The following is a 23451-nucleotide window of genomic DNA, read 5'->3' on the forward strand; positions in this document are numbered from 1 at the left end:
ATGAGTAAACATCAACATCTGCAGGTGGTCCCGGCACGTTATCCGGCGCGCACCGCAGGCGCTATCCTGGCGCTGTTTATCCTGGCGGGCGTGGTGCAGTCAGTGGCCTTTAACCCGCGCTGGGAGTGGGGCGTGTTTGCCCGCTGGTTTTTCGATCCGGTGATCCTGCACGGTCTGGGTCAGACGCTGCTGCTGACCCTGCTGGGCACTCTCTTCAGCCTCTTCTTTGGCGGTCTGCTGGCGCTGGCACGTCTCTCCTCGTCGTGGCTGCTGAGCACCCTGGCGTGGGGCTACATCTGGCTGTTCCGCTCGCTGCCGCTGATTGTGGTGCTGATCATTCTCTATAACTTCTCCTACCTCTACGACACGCTGTCGATTGGCATTCCGTTTACCGGCCTGTCGTGGGGCGCGTTTCAGACGATTAACGTGCTAGGCCAGTTCCCGGCGGCGGTAATTGGTCTGACGCTGGTGCAGGCGGCTTACAGTGCGGAGATTATCCGTGGCGGGATCCTCGGCGTCGATCACGGGCAGGTGGAAGCCGCTTCCGCGCTGGGGCTTTCCGCCTCACGCCGGACCTTCCGCATCATTCTGCCGCAGGCGCTGCGCGCCATTATTCCGACCGCATTCAACGAGATCATCAGCCTGGCGAAAGGCACCTCAATGGTTTACGTGCTGGCGATGCCGGAGCTGTTTTACACCATCCAGATGATTTACAACCGTAATCAGGAAGTGATCCCGCTGCTGATGGTCGGTGCCGCCTGGTATCTGATTATCACCACCGTCCTGTCCGTGATTCAGTATTACGTTGAGCGCTGGCTGGCCCGCAGCGTGAACCGTGAGCCGCAGCCTTCGCGCTGGCAACAATGGCGCAACCGCGTCACGCCACTTCATCCGACCGAGGAGATCAGCCATGTCCGAAGCCATTGATTACCGCACTTCACACACAACAGGTGCCATCAGTATTACCGGCGTGACCAAGCGTTTTGGTAAACACACAGCGCTGGATGATGTTTCGCTGTCGCTGGAGCCTGGATCGGTCACGGTAATTCTGGGGCCGTCCGGCTCCGGCAAATCCACGCTGCTGCGCACCATCAATCATCTGGAGCGGGTCGACGAGGGATTCATTCAGATTGATGGCGACTTCATCGGCTATCAGCAGCGCGGCGATAAGCTGTATGAACTCAAAGAGAAGGCGATACTACGGCAGCGTATCAACGTCGGCTACGTGTTCCAGAACTTCAATCTGTTTCCGCACCTCAGCGTGCTGGATAACCTGATTGAAGCGCCAATCGCCCATCGTCAGCTGACGAAATCTGAAGCGATAGCGCGTGCGGGCGAACTGCTGGATATTGTCGGCCTGCGCCATAAAGCCGATGCCTGGCCACGTCATCTGTCGGGCGGGCAGCAGCAGCGTATCGCCATTGCGCGCGCCCTGATGCTCAATCCCCGCGTAATGCTGTTCGATGAACCGACCTCGGCGCTGGACCCGGAGCTGGTTGGTGAAGTGCTCGATGTGATTAAAAAGCTGGCGCGTTCCGGCACCACGCTGGTGATTGTGACCCATGAGATCGGCTTTGCCCGTGAAGTGGCGGACAACGTGGTCTTTATGGTAGATGGCCGGATTGTTGAGCAGGGCAGCACCACGCAGGTACTGAACAATCCGCGCCATGAGCGCACCCGCCGTTTCCTGGCGCGCGTGTTATGAGGGCGCTGACATTAACAGCGCTGACGCTGCTCCCGGTGCTGAGCTGTCCGGCGGCGGAGAAGCTCGATGTGCTGAAAAATGAGACGCCGATTCATGCCCCGGCGAATCCGCAGGCGATCGCGAAAATCCCGGCTGACTTTCACTTTATCGAACCCGGCACGCTGACGGTGGCGACCGCCGCGACTAACTCACCGCCGCTGTCGCTGCTGGCGTCTGACAACGTCACGCGGATCGGCAGCGATCCGGACATCGCCAGGCTGCTGGCTGACAGTCTGGGGTTAAAGCTGAAGCTGGTTCCGGCCTCGTGGGAGGACTGGCCACTGGGCATCAGTGCCGGACGCTATGATGTCGCCATGTTTAACATTGCCGTTACTGAGGAGCGTAAGAAGAAGTTCGATTTTGCGACCTATCGCGCTGATAACCACGCCTTTGCGGTAAAAAGCGACAGTAAAATCAGCCAGATCAGCAGTCCGCCTGATATTGCCGGTAAGCGGATCATCGTGTCGTCGGGCACCAATCAGGAGCGCATATTACTGAGCTGGGATCAGCAGAACCGGGCTAAAGGTCTGCCCGCGGTGACGCCAGTCTATCTCACCGATGATGCCTCAGCGACGCTGACGCTGCTGTCGGGGCGGGCCGATGCGATCTTTGGCCCGCACTCAATGGCCGCCTGGAAAGTAGCGTCACGCGGCCAGACAAAGCTGGTTGGCAGCGGACCGTTCCGCGCCTGGGTTGCCGTGACCACTAAAAAGGGGAATGGCCTGGCACCCGCATTGCAGACTGCGCTGGATGGCACCATCATAGGTGGGCAGTATCAGCAGGTGCTGGTCCGCTGGGGTGAACAGGATGAAGCTGTGACGCACTCCACAGTGAATCCGCCGGGTATTGTTTACTGAGTCGGCAGAACCGGCTCTCGTGCTGAAGCCGGTTCTGCAATCTGATGACCCCAGAATTGAACTACACTCTCCAGCGTTAGTGATTTATCCTGCCCGCCTGTTTTCGTAAAAATCCTCACTGCGTGGCGGAGTAATTGACCTGGAAGCCCCATGAAAATCAGATTCCTTTCTGCCAATGAGCAAAAGCTGGCGGAGGTGCGTAAGATACTCGAGCCTGTCGGGGTCGAAGTATTACCCATCGCCCGTCGCATCGAAGAAATTCAGACTGAAAACGAGCTGGACCTTGTGCGCGATAAACTGACCAAAGCCTTTTCGCTGATTGGGCGACCGTTGTTTGTTGAGCATACCGGTCTCTATCTGGATGGCCTCAATGGTCTGCCCGCCGGTCTGACCCGCATCTTCTGGAACCGCCTCGACGCTGAGCGCTTTACCGCGCTGGTGCAGGGACTGGACAGCCAGGCCGTGACGGCCAAAACGGTGCTCGGCTACTGCGACGGCCGCAAAATGTATCAGTTCTCGGGTGAACTGCGCGGCACCATCGCCGCGAAACCCGCCGGGACGCGCGGCTTCCAGTGGGATTGCGTGTTTATCCCCGAAGGCTATGAGCAGACCTTTGCAGAAATGGGCGAACTCAAGAATGAGATCTCGATGCGGCGCATCGCGCTGGATCGCTTCGCTACCTTTTTAAAAACCTCGCGGGGAGTGGCATGAAACCTGAACTCAAACGCGCCTATGATTCCGGCAAGCTGATTCTGTTTGCCGGTGCCGGTATTTCGCGTAATTTTGGCCTCCCCGAGTGGCATGAACTGATTGCTCACCTTGCTAACGAGCTGGGTTACGATCCAAAAATCTTTAATACCTACGGTACGCACCTGTCGCTGGCGGAGTATTACAAGCAAAAGAAAGGCTCGCTTGGCCCGCTGCGCAGCTGGATGGATCGCGAGTGGCACCGGCCGGATATCGATGTCCGGTCTTCTGAAATTCATACCATGATTACCCAGGGTAACTTCTCGCGCATCTACACCACCAATTACGATCGCTGGCTGGAAGCGGCGCACGAAGCGCACGGCGTCCCCTATTACAAAGTGGCGAACGCCGCAGACCTGGTCTCGCTGACTGAAGATAAACGTCACATCATCAAGCTGCACGGTGACTTCGATGATGACACCTCTATCGTGCTCGATGAGAGCAGCTATTTCGAACGCCTCTATTTTGACTCACCGCTCGATATCAAACTTACCCATGACGTAATGGGCAACTCCGTGCTGTTTGTCGGCTACAGCATCAGTGATTTCAATATTCGTCTGCTGTTTTACCGTCTGACCAAGATGTGGGGCCGCACCGGGCTGGCGACGGCCCGGCCAAAATCGTATCTGTTCACTAACCGTAATAACCCGGTAGCCAAAGAGGTGCTGGGGCAGTGGGGGATCGAGGTGATCGTTTCCGAAGAGGACGATCCGCGCAAGGCGCTGGCGATGTTCCTTGAAGAGTTGCTGGTGTAGTCAGCGTAACGTCCGGCAGAAAAGCGACAGGAAAAAGAAAAAAACCTGCGTCCGGTTAAGGTTAGCTCGTGCATAACCGATAAACTCTATTCTCTGCTGTCAAAGCATAACCGGCATGATATACTGTATGCATACACAGTACCTGAGGGCGAAAAGATGGCTGTTGAAACAAAATTTGTTGTAGTCAGAAAGGGTGAAGAGAAGATGACGTTTGCCAATAAGAAAGAGGCCGATGCCTACGACAAAATGCTCGATATGGCCGAAGCCTTCACTGACTGGCTGTTACAGCATCAACCGGCACTGGACGAATCTCAGGCAGAAACGCTTGGCCTGCTGATTGCCGAGCAGAAAGATGCGGTGCAGCATATTCTGCGCACCAGTAAACTGCCGGACGTGGCCGCAGTTGCGACGAAGCCTGAAGCCGTGGCAGAAGAGGATGCGGATGACCAGGCGGAAGAGCCAGCGGCGAAGAAAGTACGCGCCGTTAAAGCTGCGTAACTGCCACAACGCCGGAAGCGAACCTTCCGGCGTTGCTGTTTCTGATTGACGAGTCATCTGATCTTTTTGTCAGGTCATTCAAAACAAATCCTCCTGTCGTTCCCTTGCGCTGAATGCCTGCCTGCAATCTCCCTGTAAATCACGCAAATCAGCCAGCTATATTTTTTAAACTCAGCGTTATAGCATTAATCAAAATTCAATAATCTGGATTTTGGATCATTCATTTCAAAGCTTTTGACGCCGGGTGAGTATTTTAATTCTACTGAGAAATACCATCAATCTTAATTAAATGAATTAGTAAGAAAACTAATATAACATTCCCTGGTGGGTTTCTTACTTCATTTGGATTATTAATCGACACCAGCTATATGAAATGAGAGATATCAATTGTTAAGTGGCTCACATTTTTAGTTAAATAATCCGGCAGTGCTATTCAATTTAAAAAAGCAGTGTTAGGGTAGAGCCGTTTTCAGCGAAGGGTTGTTACTGGATAACAGGCAAAACCTAAGCGTTCCACAGTCTTAACCACTGTGGGGTGCTTAGGTTTTTTTTTGCCTTAAATTTACTCCGAAAAGGAGTAAGTCATTAATAAGACTGGCAATAATTAATCGGCCTGTTCAGGCCAGGGAAGCATGACGTAGATGACAGCAGGTTCAGGGCTCTCCTGCGAACCGTACATCATTAAAATCAAAAACAGGTTGCTAAGATGAAATATAAAAGCATGCTGTGCGCACTCTCATTATTGACCTTGTCTCCCTTGTCGACGGCGCAGGAATGGAGCGGAACGGTATTAGGGTTTGAATCTCCACCGGATCCTGTTTTGGGAGATATGTATGGCCTTCGTAAATCGCTTAACGATAATGGATTTGCTTATAACCTGGGTTATCTGAATGAAATTAGCTGGAATGGCGGCGGTGGCTACAATCATGCCTCACACGTTGCTTATATCGATCAGTTTGCTTTGACCTTTAATCAGGATTTGTCGCACTGGACAAATATTCCCGATGCACGTATCGAAGCGAATATCGTTAATCGTAATCACAACGACGATCTGACCACCCGACGCGTGCAGGATCCGCGGATGAATGTTAACGATCTTACGCAGGAGAGCTGGGGCGGGCAATCGATCACCCGCCTGGGCTGGCTGACTTTTGCCCGAAGTTTCGATGACCGCAGGATGACATGGCGTATCGGAATGATGAACAAGGTTCAGACCTTCGATCAGATCATACCCTGTGATTTCCAGATGCTTTCTCAGTGCGGTGGAAAATCTGCTAACTCACTGACCTGGAACAACTGGAACGTGCATACGTGGGGAACCACGCTCGAATACCGGTTTACACCTGTTGTGACGTTAAAAGGGGGTGTTATGGAGCAGAACCCGGATGCTGCCAGCCGTCATCACGCCTGGAGTGGCTCAACCAGGCGCAGCAAAGGTGTCCTGCTGCCGGTAGAAATCGAAGCCCGCCCGATCATTAACGGCCTGTCGGGTGCCTACAACCTGGGGGTAGTTTTTACCAATGCCCCGCAAACTGACCTCTATCGCGGCCGGTCCGGTGGCGCGGGAGCGAGTGATCCCGGCGGTTATGAGAAGCATAACCGGACCTGGTTTCTTTACTCCGGACTTAATCAGCAACTGACGCGACATCAGGATGACGCCAGTCGCGGGTTAAGTACTTCATTCAGTATGAGCCTGGCCGATCAGAGAACTAACTACATGCATTCGGTCTATGCCGCTTCACTCCGCTATCGGGGACTGTTTGACGCCCGTCCGGAAGACTGGATTGGTTTTGGCCTGACCTGGACGGATATGAGCACTCAGTACGCGCGAAATCAGCGCTATATGAATACGATTGGTGGTGTTTCGGACTACCACGATACGGCATATCATCCGGTGCCCGGCCATTCGCTAAACGGCGAGTTCTATTACCGTTTCCGCCCCGTTTCCTGGCTGGAACTGCAACCCGGGATTCAGTACTGGCATCATCCGGCGGGCATATCCCATACGCAGGATGCCTGGGTGACTGAGCTTAAAACGGTGGTCACTTTTTAAGTTAATAAGCGGATTTCGATCGCTGTCACGCTTTTTGCCCTGACATATTGAGGTCACGACGAGAACTGATAGAGTGCCGGGACTGGATTGTTACTGCTTAGGCAGGCAAAACCTGATTTCTGGCCTCTGCCGGATGTCAGGTTTTTTTGTTTCTGGGGTTCCGATGAAAATCGCCAAAATTCTGAATAATAACGTGGTGATGGTTCAGGATGAGCAGGGGCGCGAGCAGGTCGTGATGGGCCGTGGGCTGGCCTTTCAGAAGCGCGTCGGTGACAGTCTCAATGACGCGCAAATTGAGAAAGTGTTTGCACCACAAAGTGATCTGCTGGTCCGTCGGCTGGAGGAGTTGTTACATCAAATCCCGCCTGAAGTGATGACGACCTGCAACTGCATTATTGATCTTGCGATACAGCGTCTCGGGAAACTGCAGGAGAGCCTGTATATCACGCTGACCGACCACTGCTTCTTTGCCATTGAAAGACAGAAAAAAGGTCTGCCGATTAAAAATGTGTTGCTGTGGGATATCAAACGTCTCTATCCCAAAGAGTTCGAGCTGGGGCAGGAGGCCAGGGCACTCATTTTCCGTCGGCTGAATGTCGAACTGGCTGAGGATGAAGCCGGATTTATCGCGCTTCATCTGGTAACAGCACAGCTCCATAACGAAATGCCGGAAGTCATGGATGTCACGCGGGTAATGCAGGAGATTCTGCAACTGGTGAAGTATCAGTTGCGGCTGGAATATAACGAATCGTCACTGAGTTATCAGCGGTTTGTCACCCATCTGAAGTTTTTCGCACAGCGGATGCTGACGCGAACCGTAGTCGACGATGACGATGTGTCGTTGCATACGGCAGTAAAAGATAACTATCCAAAAGCCTGGAAATGCGCGGTGAAAATCGCGCAGCATTTGCAACAAAGCTATCAGCGTGAGCTGACCGCAGAAGAGATCATGTTTCTTGCCATTCATATCGAGCGGGTGAGAAAAGAAGGGTAATAAGCCCTGTAAACCGGATTGTTACTGCTTAATGCAGGCAAAACCTGAGCGCGGCCTCTGAAAGGAGGCCGTTCTCAGGTTTTTTTATTTTTGGCTCAGTCAACGGATGTCCATGGACATCGGTTTAAGGAAATCGAGATGGAATATCACACGCTGGCGCAGGATATCCTCGGCCATATTGGCGGCAGGAAGAACATCGTAAGTCTGGTGCATTGTGCCACCCGGCTTCGTTTTAAACTGAAAGATAACCATAAAGCCGATGCCGAAGGATTAAAGAAAAATCCGGGCGTCATTATGGTTGTCGAAAGCGGCGGGCAGTTTCAGGTGGTGATTGGCAACCATGTTCATGATGTCTGGCTGGCTTTCCGTGCCGAAGCGGGACTTTTGGATGAGGCCCCTGCATCAGCCGAAGATAAGAAGTCAGGTAACCTTTTCAGTCGCCTGATCGATGTTGTGTCCGGCATTTTCACGCCGTTTATCGGGATTCTTGCCGCCTCCGGTATTCTTAAAGGCTTGCTGGCGCTGGCCGTGGTTTGCGGCTGGCTGTCTGTTGAAAGCGGAACCTACAAAATCTGGTTTGCGGCAAGTGATGCCCTGTTTTACTTTTTTCCGCTGGTGCTGGGCTACACCGCGGGTAAAAAGTTCGGCGGTAATCCCTTTATCACCATGGTGATTGGCGGGGCACTCACCCATCCGACGATGATTGCTGCTTTCAATGCCAGCCAGCAGTCAGGTGCCATGACAGAGGCGTTTCTCGGTATTCCTGTAACCTGGTTTAATTACAGCGCGTCGGTTATACCCATTATTCTCGCCGCGTGGGTGAGTTGCTGGCTGGAAAAACAGAGCACCCGGCTGCTGCCCGCCTCCATGAAGAACTTTTTTGCCCCATTGATCTGTCTGAGCATCACGGTGCCGCTGACTTTCCTGGTGATTGGTCCACTGGCCACGTGGCTGAGCCAGTTGCTGGCGAACGGCTACCAGTGGATTTATGCGCTGGCTCCGTGGCTGGCTGGTGCGGCTATGGGCGCGCTGTGGCAGGTCTGTGTGATTTTTGGTCTGCACTGGGGACTGGTTCCACTGATGATCAACAATCTAGCCGTTCTGGGGCATGACTCGATGCTGCCTATGCTGTTACCTGCTGTCATGGGCCAGATTGGCGCGGCGCTGGGCGTTTTGCTGCGCAGCCGTGATGCGCGTCAAAAGGTGCTGGCGGGGTCATCCGTGACCGCGGGAATCTTTGGTATCACTGAACCTGCTGTCTATGGTGTTAATCTTCCTCTGCGTCGCCCCTTTATCTTTGGTTGCGTAGCCGGCGCAATCGGTGGTGCCGTTGTCGGCTTCAGCAACACCCACGTTTATTCCTTTGGCTTCGCCAATATCTTTACCATCGCTCAAATGATCCCGCCTGGCGGTGTCGATGCCACATTATGGGGCGGAATTGTCGGCTCGCTGTTGGCTTTGCTTCTGAGCTGTGGCATGACGCTGGTGGCAGGTATGCCTCGTAACAGCACGCCAGACACAGTAACCCCGGTGATGCCTGGCGAAGACGACATACTCTCACCGATGACCGGCACCGTACTTGCGCTTGATCAGGTACCGGATGCGACCTTCGCCAGTGGCCTGCTGGGACAGGGCGTGGCTATCATTCCTTCCGACAACAAAGTCATAGCGCCCTTCGCGGGTGAGGTTGCCTCCCTGTTTCAGACCCGGCACGCCATCGGCTTGCTGAGTCATAGCGGGATTGAACTGCTGATCCATGTGGGTATCGATACCGTCCGGCTCGACGGCAAACCTTTCAAGGCACACGTTCAGGCTGGCGATAAGTTTAAGCCCGGCGATCTGCTGCTGGAGTTCGATCGTCAGGCCATTCTTGATGCCGGGTATGACCTGACAACCCCGATCATTATTACTAACAGCGATGAGTATCGTGAGGTGATGAAAGTCGCAGGAAACACTGCGACTGCAGGAACACCTTTACTCAGCATCATTCATCGATAAAAGGAGAACAGGATGAAAACTTTCCCGGATTCATTTTTATGGGGCGGTGCTGTTGCCGCTAACCAGGTTGAAGGCGCATGGCGTGAAGAGGGCAAAGGCCTTTCCACCTCTGACGTCCAGCCAAAGGGGATTTTTGGCCCGGTCGTGGAGCGCGTTGCGGGGAGCCAGAGCCTTAAAGATGTGGCGATCGATTTTTACCACCGCTACCCGGACGATATCAGGCTGTTTGCAGAGATGGGCTTCAGCTGTCTGCGGGTTTCCATTGCCTGGACGCGTATTTTCCCGAACGGTGACGAGCAGCAACCCAACGAGGCTGGGCTGGCCTTTTATGACCGCTTATTCGATGAACTGGCAGCGCATAACATCACTCCACTCGTGACCCTGTCACATTATGAAATGCCCTGGAATCTGGTTAAGCAGTATGGTGGCTGGCGCAACCGTCAGGTAATCGGATTCTTTGAACATTACGCCCGCACGGTGTTTGACCGTTATCAGAAGAAAGTCAGGCTCTGGCTGACATTTAACGAAATTAACATGTCTCTGCATGCGCCGATGACCGGCGTGGGTCTGCCGGAAACCAGCAGCCTGGGCGAAATTTATCAGGCGATTCACCATCAACTGGTCGCCAGTGCGCTGGCGGTTAAAGCCTGTCACGAGATCAACCCTGATGCCAGCATCGGCAATATGCTGCTGGGTGGTTTGGTCTACCCGCTAAGCTGTAAACCCGACGATGTGCTGGAAGCGCTGCAGGAGAACCGAAAATGGCAATTTTTTGGCGATGTGCAGTGCCGGGGAGCTTATCCGGGCTATATGTTGCGCTTCTTCCGCGACAACAACATTCTGCTGGATATTACGGATGCCGATCGCCAGAAACTTAAATCGACCGTCGATTTTATCTCGTTCAGCTACTACATGTCCGGCTGTGTTACCGCCGATGAGGCGCTGAATGAGAAGATGCGCGGTAACATTCTGAGCATGGTGCCTAATCCCCATCTTCACAGCTCTGAATGGGGCTGGCAGATTGATCCGGTCGGGTTGCGTACCTTGCTTAATCTATTGTGGGATCGTTATCAAAAGCCGCTGTTCATCGTTGAGAACGGACTGGGTGCCAAAGACATTCCTGATGCCACCGGCGTCGTGCAGGATGACTACCGCATCAGCTATCTCAACGATCATCTGGTGCAGGTGCGTGAAGCGATTGAAGATGGTGTTGACGTCATGGGGTATACCAGCTGGGGGCCGATCGATCTTGTGAGCGCATCTAAAGCGGAACTGTCTAAACGCTACGGTTTTATTTATGTAGACCGCGATGACAACGGGGAAGGTTCGCTGGCGCGCAGCCATAAGAAAAGCTTCCACTGGTATAAAGAGGTTATTGCGACAAACGGGGCCTCACTCAAAGAGTAATTGCCGCGCTCAGTGGTACATCGCGGCTGTTGCGATGTACCTCCTATTCTAATCCCGATCAGTCCGTCTCGCGGGTATCAACCTGATAGCGCGTGCTTCGTCCGCCACCCTCCAGCCGGTAGAGACAGCCTTTCTCTACCAGATCCGCCAGATGACGGGTCGCGGTCGCTTTACTCACTTTTGCCACCTTCTGATACTGGCTGGCGCTGATCCCCAGTTCAAAACCCTGCTCACCGCCGTCAAGCAGCCGGTTCAGTACTTTTACCTGTTCCGCGCTCAATCCCATCCCCTGATGACGCAGCCAGAAACGCGCTTTCATTTGGGTGCGATCGATGATGTTCATCGCCTGCTTCAGGCTCTCATCCAGGATATCAAGAAACCACACCAGCCAGTCTGTAATATCAAGGCCGCCTTTCTGCGTCTGCTCAAGGATGCGGTAATAACCGGCACGCTGCGCCAGAATGGCGGGCGACATGGCATACAGGCGGATGCTCTGGCTGTCGGCCTGCGCCAGTGCCAGATCGGTTAACGCACGCGTGATACGCCCATTACCGTCATCAAATGGGTGCAGGGTGACAAACCAGAGATGGCAGATGGCGGCGCGCAGCAGCGGGTCCAGCATCACGTCATGCTGACTGCTGTTGAACCACTCAATAAACTGTGTCAGCTGAGGCTCCAGCCCGTGTCGCGGCGGAGCCTCAAAATGCACCGTAGGGCGATCGATGCGGCCTGAGATCACCTGCATCGGCTCACTGCCGCGCAGCGTCCCGACGCTCAGGCGCTGCACCGTCCATTCATCTGCCGGGAAGAGCCAGTGATGCCACTGAAATAATCGGTCAGGCGTCAGTGGCTGACTGCGATTGTTGATGGCATCCAGCATCATGGCGGCCAGCCCTTCTGAGCGATCGGAGACCGGATAAGGCTGTTCTTCCGTGACGCCTAACCGGCGCGCCAGCGATGAGCGTACTGACTGCACGTTTACCCGTTCCTCTTCAATCGCGGAAGAGGAAAGGATATTACTCAGCAGAGTATCCAGCGTCTGCGAATCACTGTCTGACTGCAGGCTGGCTCGCCCCAGCAGCAACCCGCGCTGCTGCTGCAGATGGCGCAGGCGCGGTAGCAGAACGGCATCCTGCCATTGAAAATCGGGCCAGTCCGGCTGCTGCCAGATCCAGTAAACGCTCATAGTGGGCTCACAGTAAGAGGAAATGAGCCGAATAGAGTTTGCTATTCGGCTCACAGAATGAGTCGATAATAGCGAATATCCGGCTCACAGGCCAACCGTAAGGAATTAAGGACAAAAAAAAGGACCCGAAGGTCCTGTTTGCTTAGCGGGAGAACTGCATAAAGGTGTCTGAATAATAGTGAACGATCCAGGCAACATACGCCAGCCAGACAACCATCCCAATGGCTAATCCTGATTTACCGATCATTGATCTCTCTCCACAGTGACAAGGGGCTACAGCAACTGTTGACATAAACTGACAGTAAAGGCGGGCAGCAGTATTGTTGCAGATCAAAAAAAGCCTTTTCATACGCAGCACCATATCCTCTTTGCGATCAATTTCCCTGAATGACTCACAGTCAGACAGGCAGCCCGCCAGAATTACGGTGACTAAAGTTCAAAAAAACGCCGCCGATAGATGATCTCAGGAGCAACGTAATCACAAGGAGGGAAAGAAACAGGTAAATTCCAGGGGAATCACTATGGCCAGTCAGTTAACACATAAGAAAAGAATGAGTACCCGTGCGCAGATGCTGATCATGGGTGGTTTGACAATCATGCTGGGATTTACCGTGACTATCGGCGTCCTCAGCTGGCAATCGGGTAAAGAACAAAAGGTACTCGCAGAAAACTATCTGCAGCAGATAGCACAGAGCCGTGCGCTTCAGGTGCAGCAGGAGCTGGGTCATGCTCGTGATGTTGCCAGTCATCTTGGACAGAGCGTAATCGCCTTGCCGCACGCGGGTATTACCGATCGCAAAGTGGTTGATAAGGTCATGGAGTATGCGCTGCGCGACAACCCGGACTATCTGTCTATGTCTGTCACTTTTGAACCCAATGCATTTGATGGACGCGATGCGGAGTTCGCTACACAGCCGGGTCAGGCCCCACAGGGTCGCTATGCCTGGTTTGTCGATCGCGATACTTCAGGCAACTACGTGATGCATCCGCTGCTCTCCTACCTTACGCCAGGTGAAGGGGATTATTACCTTGTTCCTCAGAAAGCCAAAAAAGACACTCTGATCGAACCTTACAGCTATGCCTATAACGGCGTGCCGACCTTGCTCACCTCTGTCGCTGCCGCGATTATCGAGCAGGGCACCTTAAAAGCGATCGTCACCTCTGACATTTCACTGGCCTCATTGCAGCAGAAAGTGAATCAGATCAAACCGTGGCAGGGTAGCGGCTATGCGTTGTTGCTCTCTAATGGGGGCAAAGTCGTCTCATCGCCCGTTAAAGACGAAGCGGGCAAACCCTGGACCGGTAAAACCGATGGTTTTACGACGAAAGTCGTACAGCATTTTGATGCCGTACTGGGCGAAGATGCCTTAGTCACTTGGCAGCCGGTGGTAATTGGTAACAGCGATAAACCCTGGTATCTCGGCGTCGTCGCACCGGTCAGTCAGGTGATGGCTGCTGCCAACCGGCAACTGATGTGGGCCCTGCTGCTGATGGTGGTCAGTATTCTGCTGGTCGGCACCGTACTGGGCATGCTGTTCAGCCGCAAGGTGCTGCGTCCGATTGGCGGCGAGCCGATTGAAGCGGCAAATATTGCGCTAGCCGTCGCGGATGGCAAGCTGGATAACGCGATTGCAGTGAAAAACGGCGATCGCAGCAGCCTCTTCTTTGCGCTTCATACTATGCAAAGCCAGCTCCGTCAGATTGTCGGGCAGATTAAAGATTCCAGTGAATCTGTACGACAGGGCGCGGGGGAAATTGCCAGCGGCAACCTAAATCTGGCGTCACGCACTGAAGAACAGGCCGCCGCGCTGGAGCAGACCGCAGCCAGCATGGAGCAGATCAGCGCCACGATCCGCCTGAATGCCGACAATGCGCAGCAGGCGACCAGCCTGACTGAAAACGCGACGCACATTGCCAGTCGCGGTGCCTCGCTGGTGGGCGAGGTGGTGCAGACCATGGCGCAGATCGATGATAGCTCGAAAAAGATTGGCGACATTACCACGATGATCAATAGCATTGCCTTCCAGACCAATATTCTGGCGCTCAACGCGGCGGTAGAAGCAGCACGCGCCGGTGAGCAGGGTCGCGGTTTTGCGGTGGTCGCTTCGGAAGTGCGAAATCTGGCCCAGCGCAGTGCTAATGCAGTGAAAGAGATCGGCGCACTGATTGAAGAGTCGAGCGTACGTGTTGAGAGCGGCGTCCGGCTGGTAAACGATGCCGGTAAGACCATGCAGGAGATGATGCAGGCGGTGAATTCGGTACAGGGGATTATCGGTGAGATCGTCACAGCGTCAAGCGAACAGGCGCGCGGCATCAGCCAGGTAACGATTGCGGTCAATGAAATGGATGGCGTCACCCAGCAGAACGCCGCGCTGGTGCAGCAGATGTCGGCGGCCGCCAGTTCGCTGGAAGACCAGGCGCAGCAGCTATCACAGACGGTGGAGCAGTTTCATCTGGCGTAAAGCGGACGTATGCTCCCTGAGCCCATATCTGCTTCACAGACTAAAAAACCCGCCAGCGGCGGGTTTTTTTATCATTGTTCCGTCAGCCGCACACCGCTGCTGGCATCGAACAGGTGCATCTTATCCGGATTCACGGTCACCGGCAGCGTGCCGCCCGGCACGGCATCGCTCCGACCAGTCAGCTGCATATGCAGCGGGAAACCCTGCCAGTTCAGATGTAATAGTGTCGACTCGCCGGTAATCTCCACAATGTTCACCGTCGCCGGTTGCCCGCTGGCATCAAAAATCAGATCGTGGGGTCGTACACCCAGCGTCACCGGCTGATCGGCCTGCTGCCGCGCGGCGTGGTGCCAGCGACCGGGCAACGGCAGCCACTGCTCGCCACAACAGACGCCGGGCAGACCATCGCGAGGCTGGAAACGCGCATCCAGCAGATTCATCGGCGGTGAACCGATAAACCGCGCCACAAAGGTGTTAACCGGCCGGTCGTAAATCGCCAGCGGCGCACCCTGTTGCACAATGACCCCATCTTTCATTACCACAATCTGATCCGCCAGCGTCATCGCCTCGACCTGATCGTGTGTGACATAAACCATCGTGGTTTTGAAACGCTGATGCAGGGACTTAATCTCGGCACGCAGCTCCATGCGTAACTGCGCATCCAGGTTAGAGAGCGGCTCATCGAACAGGAATACCTGCGGATTGCGCACCATCGCCCGGCCCATCGCCACGCGCTGCCGCTGTCCACCCGACAACGCCCGTGGATAACGCTGCAGCAACTGATCGATACCCAGAATAGCCGCGATACGGGCAATTTTGCTTTTCTGCTCCTCACGCTTCACCTTTTTCACCTGCATGTGAAACGCCAGATTTTCGGCAACGGTCAGATGCGGATAAAGCGCATAGCTCTGAAACACCATCGCGATATCCCGGTCGGCGGGATCGAGGTCGTTGATCTGCTTTTTATCCAGCATAATCGCCCCGTCAGAGACGCTGTCCAGACCGGCGAGTAGCCGCAGGAGGGTAGACTTGCCGCAGCCGGAGGGACCGACCAGCACGGTAAAACTGCCGTCGGGAATGGTTAAATCAAGCGGATGCAGCACGCTCTGTTTTCCGTAGCGCTTCGCCACCTGTACAAGTTCAACACTGGCCATGGTCAGCGCACCTCATTGGTTAATTGGAGTTGTTGCCAGCTGGGATAGCGACGCGGAGAGCTGCTTATCGCCTGTGAGGCCACTTCAATGCCCCAGCGCAGCGCGGTGAGCGATGACTGGCGGTAGAGCAGTGCAGCCAGAAAACCAGCGTTGAAACTGTCACCGGCACCGATGGTATCCACCACCGTTACCGGCTGGGCGGCAGCAAACTGCACCGAGGCGGCAGACCAGAGACGTGCGCCCTCTGCGCCACACTTGATCACACAGCCGCCGCGACCACTGAGACGGGCGGCCAGCTGTTTACCGCTTTGATCCAGCAGATCCGCGGCTGCTAAACCCAGCGCTTCAACCTCATTCAGCAGTAGCCAGTCACAGTCCGCCAGCCATCCGCCCATCTCCCGACGAAGGCCATCGCTCCAGCCCGCAGGCGGCCAGCCGGTATCCACGGCCACACTGAAGCCACGCTTTTGTAGCTCGGCCAGTAGCGCCGGATAGTGGTCATAGAGTTCAAGACAGAGAAAAGTGCCGCACAGCAGCACGATGTCGCCCGGCGTCGCCTGCAGCGGCAGCTGAGCCAGCACATCGTCCGCGGTCAGCACGGTAATATGGCCGTGATTGCTCAGAAACGATCGTTCGTTATCGGGATGGGTTACGCCCACCGTCAGCGAGGTCTCACAGGCGTAGCGCGGCCAGTGTGCGGCGCTGAGGGGAAAGTGACTGGCGAGCCAGTGGCTGAAGCCATCGTCGCCCTGATTAGCGATGGCCCGATGTGGCACCTGCATCGCCTCCAGCGCCAGCGCACAGTTACCCGCAGACCCGCCTGGACGTAGCTCGCTGTGCTGTAGCATCACTTCTGTGCCGCGTTTCGGCCAGTCGCTGAGCGTACTCATGATTAAATCGACATTGATATTGCCCACCACATAGAGTGTGGACGCAGTGCTGTTATCCATGGATCTCATCCCTTACTCCCACCGCTGGTAAGACCGCTGACCAGCGTCTTCTGCAACCAGATGGCAATAAACAGAGGCGGCACCGATGCCAGAATGCCAATCGCTGCGATCAGCCCGTCATCGGTGGCGCGTCCGGCGGTAAAGCCGGCAATCGCGACCGGCAGGGTCTGTGCCGAAATATTGCTGGTGAACAGCAGCGCATAGAAAAACTCATCCCAGGCAAGCAGCCAGCCAAACAGGGCAGCCGCGCCCAGTACCGGCTTCGCCAGCGGCAGCGTGATACGCAGCAGAACCTGCCAGAAGCGCAGGCCATCCAGCCGTGCCGCCTGTTCGATATCGCGCGGCAGCGAGTCAAACTGATTCTTCAGCATCCAGGTCAGGAACGGCAGGATCAGCGAGCAGTAGACCATCACCAGACCGGGACGGGTGTTGAGGAGCCCAAGCTGTTGCAGCAGAAAGTAGAGCGGCAGCACAAACGCCACCGGCGGCACCATGTAGATCGCCAGTGCGCCGGAAAGCCAGGCATCGCGACCGCTGTAGCGTGAGAAGCTGAAGGCGGCCGGTATCGCCAGCAGCAGCGAGATCGCCGTGGCAACCGTCGCCACCAGCACACTGTTGCCCAGCGCATGCAGGAAAATGTTGCCCGGCTGGTTGGGTGCCAGCGAAACCAGTCCCTGATAGCGACTGAAATCCCACTGACGTGGCAGCCATTCCAGTGGCACGCGGGAGAGATCGCTGGCGGAGCTGACGCTCATCAGAAACAGCCAGCCCATCGGGGCCAGAATGCTGATAGCGACCAGCAGCGCCGCGCCGTAACGCAGCACCCGGCGCAGTTTAGTTTTCATAAGCGGAACTCCTGCGGCGCTGATGCCATAACATCAGCAGGTAAAGCGTGATTAGCAGAGCGCACATCAGGGTCATCAGGATCGCGTAAGCGGCACCGCTGCCGGCACGCAGGTAGCTGAAGGACTCCTGATAGACAAAAAAGCTCAGGGTTTTGGTACTGTCCACCGGCCCGCCGCGCGTCATCACGTAGACAATGTCAAAGATCTTAAGGCATCGATGGTACGTAACACCAGCGCGACGCCCAGCGGCGCGACAATCGCCGGGAAGGTAATCGCCCGGAAACGCCGCCAGGCAGACGCACCATCCAGCCGTGCTGCTTCAAACAGATCTTCGGGGATCGACTGCAGCGCTGCCAGCACCAGCAGCGTAACCAGCGGATAGTTTTTCCAGATATCTGCAAACATCACCGCATTGAGCGCCGCGTCCGGCGAGCCCAGCCAGCTGCGATAGCCATCAATAATGCCGAGCTGGCTAAGCAGGGCGTTGATGCTGCCGTAATCGGGATTAAAGTTGAGCCGCCACATCATGGCGTTGACGATGGTCGGCAGCGCCCACGGCAGAATCACCAGCACCCGCAGCACGTTGCGCCCTACGAATTTCTGATTCAGCAGCAGCGCCACCAGCACGCCAATGACGCCTTCAAAAGTGACAGACACCAGCGTGAAGTAGAGGGTGCGCCAGATAGATGCCCGAAAATCGGGATCGCTCAGCGCATAGAGGTAGTTTTCCAGCCCAATCCAGGCAGGCGTTTCACCGCTGCCAATCAGCGCAGCATCGGTAAAGCTGAGCCAGATGGTGCGCAGCAGAGGCCAGGCGGTTAACAGCAGCATCACCAGCAGCATGGGTGCCAGCAGCACCCATGCCTGACGCTGTTCGCGTTGACGCAGACTCAGCATCATGACTCCTTAACGCAGCCGGGCGGCGCTTTTGTCCACCGTCGCCATCGCGTCCTGCGCCGGGATTTTACCCAGCAAGACCTGCTGTAACTGCTGCTGCAGCTGGTTCGACAGGCGGGAATAGTCGGCGGTTTCAGGACGTGACAGCATCACGTTTAGCGATTTGTCCGCTGCGGCAATCAGGCTCTCCTGATCCTTTTTCACCGCCTCGTCCTGATAAGAGGATTTCCAGATCGGCAGGCTGAGCTTCGCATACTGGTTTTGCACCGGCTGTGAAGTCATGTACTGAATATACTGCCACGCTTCGTTAGCATGCGTGCTGCCTTTGGTGATCCCCAGACCCATCGAACCATTCACCGCACCCACTTTTCCTGGCACATCACCCGGCGCAGGCATGATACCAACATCACCGGCTACTTTGCTCTGCTTAGGGTCGTTTGCCATGTTGTACATGTAGGTCCAGTTGAGCGCGAACGCCGCATCGCCATTCGAAAACGATTTGCGCACGTCCTCTTCCAGATATTCACGGGAAGCCGGGTTACTCAGGCCATCGTCGAGCGAGCTTTTCATCAGGTTCAGCGCCTTGAGTGAAGCCGGGCTGGAGAAGTCGAGCTTGCCATTCTGATAGAACTGCCCACCCAGGCCTGATACCAGCGTGGTGTAGTCACACACCAGCGCTTCCGCCTGGGACCAGCTCCAGACCAGCGGGTAAGTCACAATCTTTTTCTCTTTGATGATTTTCGCGTCATCCAGCACCTGCTGCCAGGTCTGCGGCGGGGTGGTTATGCCCGCTTTCGCCAGCATTGCTTTGTTGTAGTAAAGGTATTTGGTATCAAGGATCCACGGCATCCCCAGCGTTTTACCCTTATAAATCACGGTGTTCATCGCGCCCGGAAAAACCTTCTCTTTCTCCTCTGGCGTAATGCGCGCGCTGACATCCTGCAACAGATCGAAGCGGGTAAATTCCGTTGGCCAGATGGCGTCGAACAGCACCACATCATAGCCATTGCCGCCTGCGCCACGCGCCGCCACAATCTTATCGTGCAGCGCTTCATAGGGAACAAACTCCAGATTGACGGTGACATCCGGATGCTGCTTCTGGAAATTCTGCGTCATCGCGCGAATGTCATTCTCGCTATAGGCCGCCTGGGTCATAAACAGGGCATTAATCTGGCTGGCTGCCGCCGCGCTGCCTGCGCTTAACATCAGTAAAGCGGCAAAACCGGCTTTCAGTTGAGGGGTATAACGCTGTGACATGGTCTTCTCCACTAGGTAGCAACAGGGCAGCAACAGGCTGTCGGTTAATTAAATCAATTTGATTGATTTAATTAGGGGCGTAATTCTGGTCAGTGGGTGAACTGACCTGTCTGAATCTAAGCAAACGGCGTGCCACAGTGCCGGAGGACATTGCAACAAAGCCGTAACAACGCTGAAACTCAGACTGCGCTTTTATGGCAAAATTGCCTATCCTGATGCGCGAGAATTGCGTGCAGCATCAAAGATATTGTTTGCCCGAATGCTTTCGGAGACCAATACTGTCGGGTCCCGCTGAAATGGAAAACAACATGAAAACCTCGGGTACCAACCTTGAACATGCGCGGGCGCACAACCGGCGTGTGGTGATTGAAGCCATTCGTCTGCACGGTGAACTGACCCGTGCCGAACTGGCCCGCATGACGGCGCTGACGCCGCAGACCGTCTCGAATATCGTGGCGGAACTGGAGGAGGCCGGACTGCTGACCAGCTGTCAGCCGCGCCGCAGCGGGCGCGGTCAGCCTTCGATTCCGGTCACACTCAATCCCACCAGTGCGTGGTCGATTGGCATTCATCTTGATCACCAGACGCTCTTGCTGGTGCTGGTCGATCTGAGCGGTGAAGTGCATTTCCGCCGCCTCGTGCTGGTGCAAAAGCCCCAGCCTGCTGCCACCCTGGCGTGCATTGCTGGCGTGCTGGAGGAGATGCGCGCTTTTCTGGGCTCGCAGTGGAAGAAAGTACTGGGGATCGGCGTGGTGATGCCGGGACCTTTTGGCGTGGAGGGCATTTCATCCGTCGGACCGACCACGCTCAATGGCTGGGAGCAGGTGGATATTGAAGCTGAGCTGGCCGCTATCAGCGGGCTGCCGGTAACGCTGGAAAACGACGCCACGGTCGCCGCCATCGGTGAACGCTTTCACGGTACGGCGCGCCATCTCAACTCATTTATCTATCTCTATATCGGCACCGGTCTGGGTGCCGGCATCTTCACCGATGGCCACATCTATACCGGTCACGCGCATAATGCGGGAGAGATTGGTCACATTGTGGTGGAGCCGGGCGGGCGTGACTGCTACTGCGGTAATCAGGGTTGCCTGGAACGTTATGTCTCATTACAGGCCGCCTATGAATTCTGTGGTCTCGATCCGATGCGGGCGCTGCCTGAAGGTCTGCTGCAGATTGAACCCGCGCGTTTCACCGCCTGGATTGAGAGCGTGATAACGCCCTTGCGCCAGGCAATCAATATTCTGGAGTCAGTGTTTGATGCAGAGGCGGTAATTATTGGCGGGATGATGCCTGCGCCGTTGCTGGATCAGATGGTCGCGCGCCTGCCGCCGCTTTATCAGTCGGTGCGTGGACGTTACCTGTTAGATATGCGATTGAAGACGGGCATGACTGGCAGCGATACCGCTGCGCTGGGGGCCGCCGCGTTACCGATCTTTGATGAATTTAATCCGCAGTTTCAGGTGCTGATGAAGTAGAAAAACGGCGCTGTTGCAGACAACAGCGCCGTAAGGATTAACCCGGATAGATACCGCGATCTTTACGCGCCATCAGGATCCGCTCACACGCCACGATATACGCCGCAGTGCGCAGCGAGCAATCCTTCTCTTTTGACTTCTCCCAGATATGAACCATCGCTTCGGTCATAATCTTATCGGAGCGACGATTGATCTCATCTTCACTCCAGAAGAAGCTGGCCATGTCCTGAACCCATTCGAAGTAGCTGACGGTCACGCCGCCGGCATTACAGACCACGTCCGGCACCACGATAATGCCGCGCGTTGCCAGCATGTCATCGGCATCCGGATAAGTCGGGCCGTTTGCGCCTTCCAGCACGATTTTGCAGCTCAGGATCTCTGCGCGCTCGCGGGTAATCTGACCTTCCAGCGCGGCCGGGATCAGGATATCCATCTCAGTGGTCCAGAACGCCTCTTTATCAATGCTCTGCGCGCCCGGGAAACCGGCAATCTGCTTGTGGGCGATCTGCCATTCGCTCAGCGCGGCCATATCAATGCCATCTGAATTATAAATCGTCGCCGTGTGGTCCTGAATCACCACCACGCGCGCGCCCGCCTCATCAAACAGGCGTGCTGCTTCGCTGCCGACGTTACCGAAGCCCTGTACCGCCACACGGGCGCCTTCGATTTCAATACCTGAACGACGGGCCACTTCACGGCCGGTAATAAACACTCCACGACCGGTCGCTTTTTCGCGGCCCAGTGAACCGCCCAGGTGAATCGGTTTGCCGGTCACCACGCCGGTAATCGTGGTGCCGTGGTTCATGGAGTAGGTATCCATCATCCATGCCATCACTTTACTGTTAGTGCCGACGTCCGGTGCCGGAATATCTTTTTGCGGTCCAATGATGATGCCGATCTCGCTGGTATAACGACGGGTCAGCCGCTCAAGTTCACCCTCGGAGAGTTTGAAGGGATCGACCCGGATGCCGCCCTTAGCACCACCGTAAGGCAGGTTAACCGCGGCACATTTAATGGTCATCCACGCAGAAAGCGCCATGACTTCATTCAGGTCGACAGCCGGATGATAGCGAATACCGCCTTTACCCGGACCGCGTGAAAGGTTGTGCTGAACGCGATAGCCTTCGAAATGGCGAATCGAACCGTCATCCATCTGGAGAGGAATGTCGACAATCAGCGCACGTTTTGGATGCCGCAAAGTATCTATCCAACGTGAAAGGTCGCCCAGATAGGGCGCAACCCGGTCAATTTGCTGTAAGTAGGTGGACCAGGCAGATGTGCTGCTTTCAGACGCATAAGATAACTTATCCATAAAAAACCTTTCTTAATGAAGTTATTTATTGTGTGGAGCCGTGGATGGTGAGCGCATTGTATGGCGCGGACATAATCTAACACTTCTGAAACAAATAAGATGGGGTGCCTGCCCTGTAAAAGTGCATTCTCGCCCCCTTTTGGGGCGTATTCAGTGAATAGATTTTGAGAGATGCCCATTAAAGACGAATAATAATGCGCTCCAGGTGCGTACGGACTGCATATAAGGGAGGATCTCGCTATCTTTCAATTCTTTGAGGGCGTTCAAAAAGTTAAATAATTGATCTTAATTTCATTGACTTTGGTGCACCAATTAAGTGCATGAGAATAAGTAATCAAAGGATTACCTTAAGTAATGGATTGAGCAGGAAATAAGCAGTCTAATCATCTGGTTAGGATAAATAAGATTGCTGAGAGCGGGGAAGGAGAAATAGCGGGCCAGCGCTGAAAGGCTGGCCCGGAAGATTTATTGATGCAAAGCCTGTTCGGCTTCTTTCAGCTCTTCACGCGCTTCTTGCAGCTTATCTTCGCGCTTCTGAATCTTGCTGGCACTGCGTCCTTCCGCTTTCGCTTTTGCCAGCTCCTGTTCACGCTCCTGCACCTTAAACTTTTTCTCTGCCACTTTTTCCTGGCGCTGCTTTAACAGGCTCCCTTCAGTGCAGTTCTGATCCACTTCGCGCAGCGCTTTTTCAAGGCCGGCAACCTGATGGGTATTATTGTGCTGGCGGGCGAAGGAAATCTGGGTCTCAATCTCCTGCTTTTTGGCGGCACAACCGGTCAGATTAGATGCTGCATGCGCAGCGGTGAAAGTCAGTGGCAACAGGAAAAGGCTGAGGGTCAGTAAAGTCTTTTTCATCG

Annotated in this window: 19 protein-coding genes and 1 pseudogene; 12 read left to right on the forward strand and 8 right to left on the reverse strand. The window is 55.0% G+C overall.

The window, feature by feature from the left end; all coding sequences use genetic code 11:
- The 10 genes from AC6I8C_RS20035 (at nt 1) to AC6I8C_RS20080 (ending at nt 11053) form a co-directional block, all read left to right on the forward strand.
- The gene (locus AC6I8C_RS20035; protein ID WP_098050092.1) at nt 1-927 is read left to right on the forward strand and encodes an amino acid ABC transporter permease; all 927 of its coding nucleotides are present in this window, start codon (nt 1-3) and stop codon (nt 925-927) included.
- Nucleotides 911-1705: an amino acid ABC transporter ATP-binding protein gene (locus AC6I8C_RS20040; protein WP_013196298.1), complete on the forward strand. Its 795-nt coding sequence runs from the start codon at nt 911-913 to the stop codon at nt 1703-1705. The genes AC6I8C_RS20035 and AC6I8C_RS20040 overlap by 17 nt, the downstream gene beginning before the upstream one ends.
- The gene (locus AC6I8C_RS20045) at nt 1702-2601 is read left to right on the forward strand and encodes an ABC transporter substrate-binding protein (protein WP_497823563.1); all 900 of its coding nucleotides are present in this window, start codon (nt 1702-1704) and stop codon (nt 2599-2601) included. The genes AC6I8C_RS20040 and AC6I8C_RS20045 overlap by 4 nt, the downstream gene beginning before the upstream one ends.
- Before the next feature lie 150 nt (nt 2602-2751).
- Nucleotides 2752-3312, forward strand: coding sequence for a non-canonical purine NTP pyrophosphatase (locus AC6I8C_RS20050; protein WP_033735745.1), 561 nt, complete (start codon nt 2752-2754; stop codon nt 3310-3312).
- Nucleotides 3309-4103, forward strand: coding sequence for an SIR2 family protein (locus tag AC6I8C_RS20055; RefSeq protein WP_010247078.1), 795 nt, complete (start codon nt 3309-3311; stop codon nt 4101-4103). The genes AC6I8C_RS20050 and AC6I8C_RS20055 overlap by 4 nt, the downstream gene beginning before the upstream one ends.
- A 156-nt stretch (nt 4104-4259) precedes the next feature.
- Nucleotides 4260-4601: a YebG family protein gene (locus AC6I8C_RS20060; protein ID WP_497823564.1), complete on the forward strand. Its 342-nt coding sequence runs from the start codon at nt 4260-4262 to the stop codon at nt 4599-4601.
- A 721-nt stretch (nt 4602-5322) separates the two neighbouring features.
- Nucleotides 5323-6654, forward strand: a complete 1332-nt coding sequence (locus AC6I8C_RS20065; RefSeq protein ID WP_497823759.1) for a carbohydrate porin — start codon at nt 5323-5325, stop codon at nt 6652-6654.
- Between the two features lie 163 nt (nt 6655-6817).
- Entirely contained in the window at nt 6818-7648 is an 831-nt protein-coding gene (gene licT / locus AC6I8C_RS20070; protein WP_497823565.1) for a BglG family transcription antiterminator LicT, read from the forward strand.
- Nucleotides 7649-7786: 138 nt separating this feature from the next.
- A complete protein-coding gene (bglF, locus tag AC6I8C_RS20075; RefSeq protein ID WP_497823566.1) occupies nt 7787-9646 on the forward strand; it encodes a PTS beta-glucoside transporter subunit IIABC in 1860 nt (619 codons plus the stop codon).
- Nucleotides 9647-9658: 12 nt separating this feature from the next.
- A complete protein-coding gene (locus tag AC6I8C_RS20080; protein ID WP_497823567.1) occupies nt 9659-11053 on the forward strand; it encodes a glycoside hydrolase family 1 protein in 1395 nt (464 codons plus the stop codon).
- Nucleotides 11054-11111: 58 nt separating this feature from the next.
- Here AC6I8C_RS20080 and AC6I8C_RS20085 read toward each other — a convergent pair whose 3' ends face one another.
- Nucleotides 11112-12239 carry a Fic family protein gene (locus tag AC6I8C_RS20085; RefSeq protein WP_497823568.1) on the reverse strand — a complete coding sequence of 376 codons (1128 nt, stop codon included), beginning with the start codon at nt 12237-12239 and terminating at the stop codon, nt 11112-11114.
- Nucleotides 12240-12760: 521 nt separating this feature from the next.
- On the opposite strand from AC6I8C_RS20085, the gene AC6I8C_RS20090 reads away from it, so the two are divergent.
- Nucleotides 12761-14701: a methyl-accepting chemotaxis protein gene (locus AC6I8C_RS20090; protein WP_497823569.1), complete on the forward strand. Its 1941-nt coding sequence runs from the start codon at nt 12761-12763 to the stop codon at nt 14699-14701.
- 71 nt (nt 14702-14772) lie between these two features.
- On the opposite strand, the gene AC6I8C_RS20095 is transcribed toward AC6I8C_RS20090, so the two are convergent.
- The 5 genes and pseudogenes from AC6I8C_RS20095 to AC6I8C_RS20115 all read right to left on the reverse strand — a co-directional run bounded on the left by AC6I8C_RS20095 (nt 14773) and on the right by AC6I8C_RS20115 (nt 19804).
- On the reverse strand, nt 14773-15855 hold the full coding sequence (locus AC6I8C_RS20095) for an ABC transporter ATP-binding protein (protein ID WP_497823570.1): 1083 nt from the start codon (nt 15853-15855) through the stop codon (nt 14773-14775).
- Between the two features lie 2 nt (nt 15856-15857).
- Nucleotides 15858-16805: a carbohydrate kinase family protein gene (locus AC6I8C_RS20100; protein ID WP_497823571.1), complete on the reverse strand. Its 948-nt coding sequence runs from the start codon at nt 16803-16805 to the stop codon at nt 15858-15860.
- Between the two features lie 5 nt (nt 16806-16810).
- Entirely contained in the window at nt 16811-17650 is an 840-nt protein-coding gene (locus tag AC6I8C_RS20105) for a carbohydrate ABC transporter permease (protein WP_147788853.1), read from the reverse strand.
- A pseudogene (locus AC6I8C_RS20110) lies at nt 17640-18547 on the reverse strand (carbohydrate ABC transporter permease). The gene AC6I8C_RS20105 and the pseudogene AC6I8C_RS20110 overlap by 11 nt, the downstream one beginning before the upstream one ends.
- 9 nt (nt 18548-18556) lie before the next feature.
- Nucleotides 18557-19804 carry an extracellular solute-binding protein gene (locus AC6I8C_RS20115; RefSeq protein WP_497823572.1) on the reverse strand — a complete coding sequence of 416 codons (1248 nt, stop codon included), beginning with the start codon at nt 19802-19804 and terminating at the stop codon, nt 18557-18559.
- A gap of 308 nt (nt 19805-20112) precedes the next feature.
- Between AC6I8C_RS20115 and AC6I8C_RS20120 the strand changes: the two genes are divergently transcribed.
- Nucleotides 20113-21282 carry an ROK family transcriptional regulator gene (locus AC6I8C_RS20120; RefSeq protein WP_497823573.1) on the forward strand — a complete coding sequence of 390 codons (1170 nt, stop codon included), beginning with the start codon at nt 20113-20115 and terminating at the stop codon, nt 21280-21282.
- Between the two features lie 37 nt (nt 21283-21319).
- On the opposite strand, the gene AC6I8C_RS20125 is transcribed toward AC6I8C_RS20120, so the two are convergent.
- A complete protein-coding gene (locus tag AC6I8C_RS20125) occupies nt 21320-22594 on the reverse strand; it encodes a Glu/Leu/Phe/Val family dehydrogenase (protein WP_497823574.1) in 1275 nt (424 codons plus the stop codon).
- 465 nt (nt 22595-23059) lie between these two features.
- Nucleotides 23060-23449, reverse strand: coding sequence for a DUF1090 domain-containing protein (locus AC6I8C_RS20130; protein ID WP_497823575.1), 390 nt, complete (start codon nt 23447-23449; stop codon nt 23060-23062).
- Nucleotides 23450-23451: the final 2 nt, after the last annotated feature.

Source organism: Pantoea sp. X-Soil-YNGN-844, assembly GCF_059730595.1.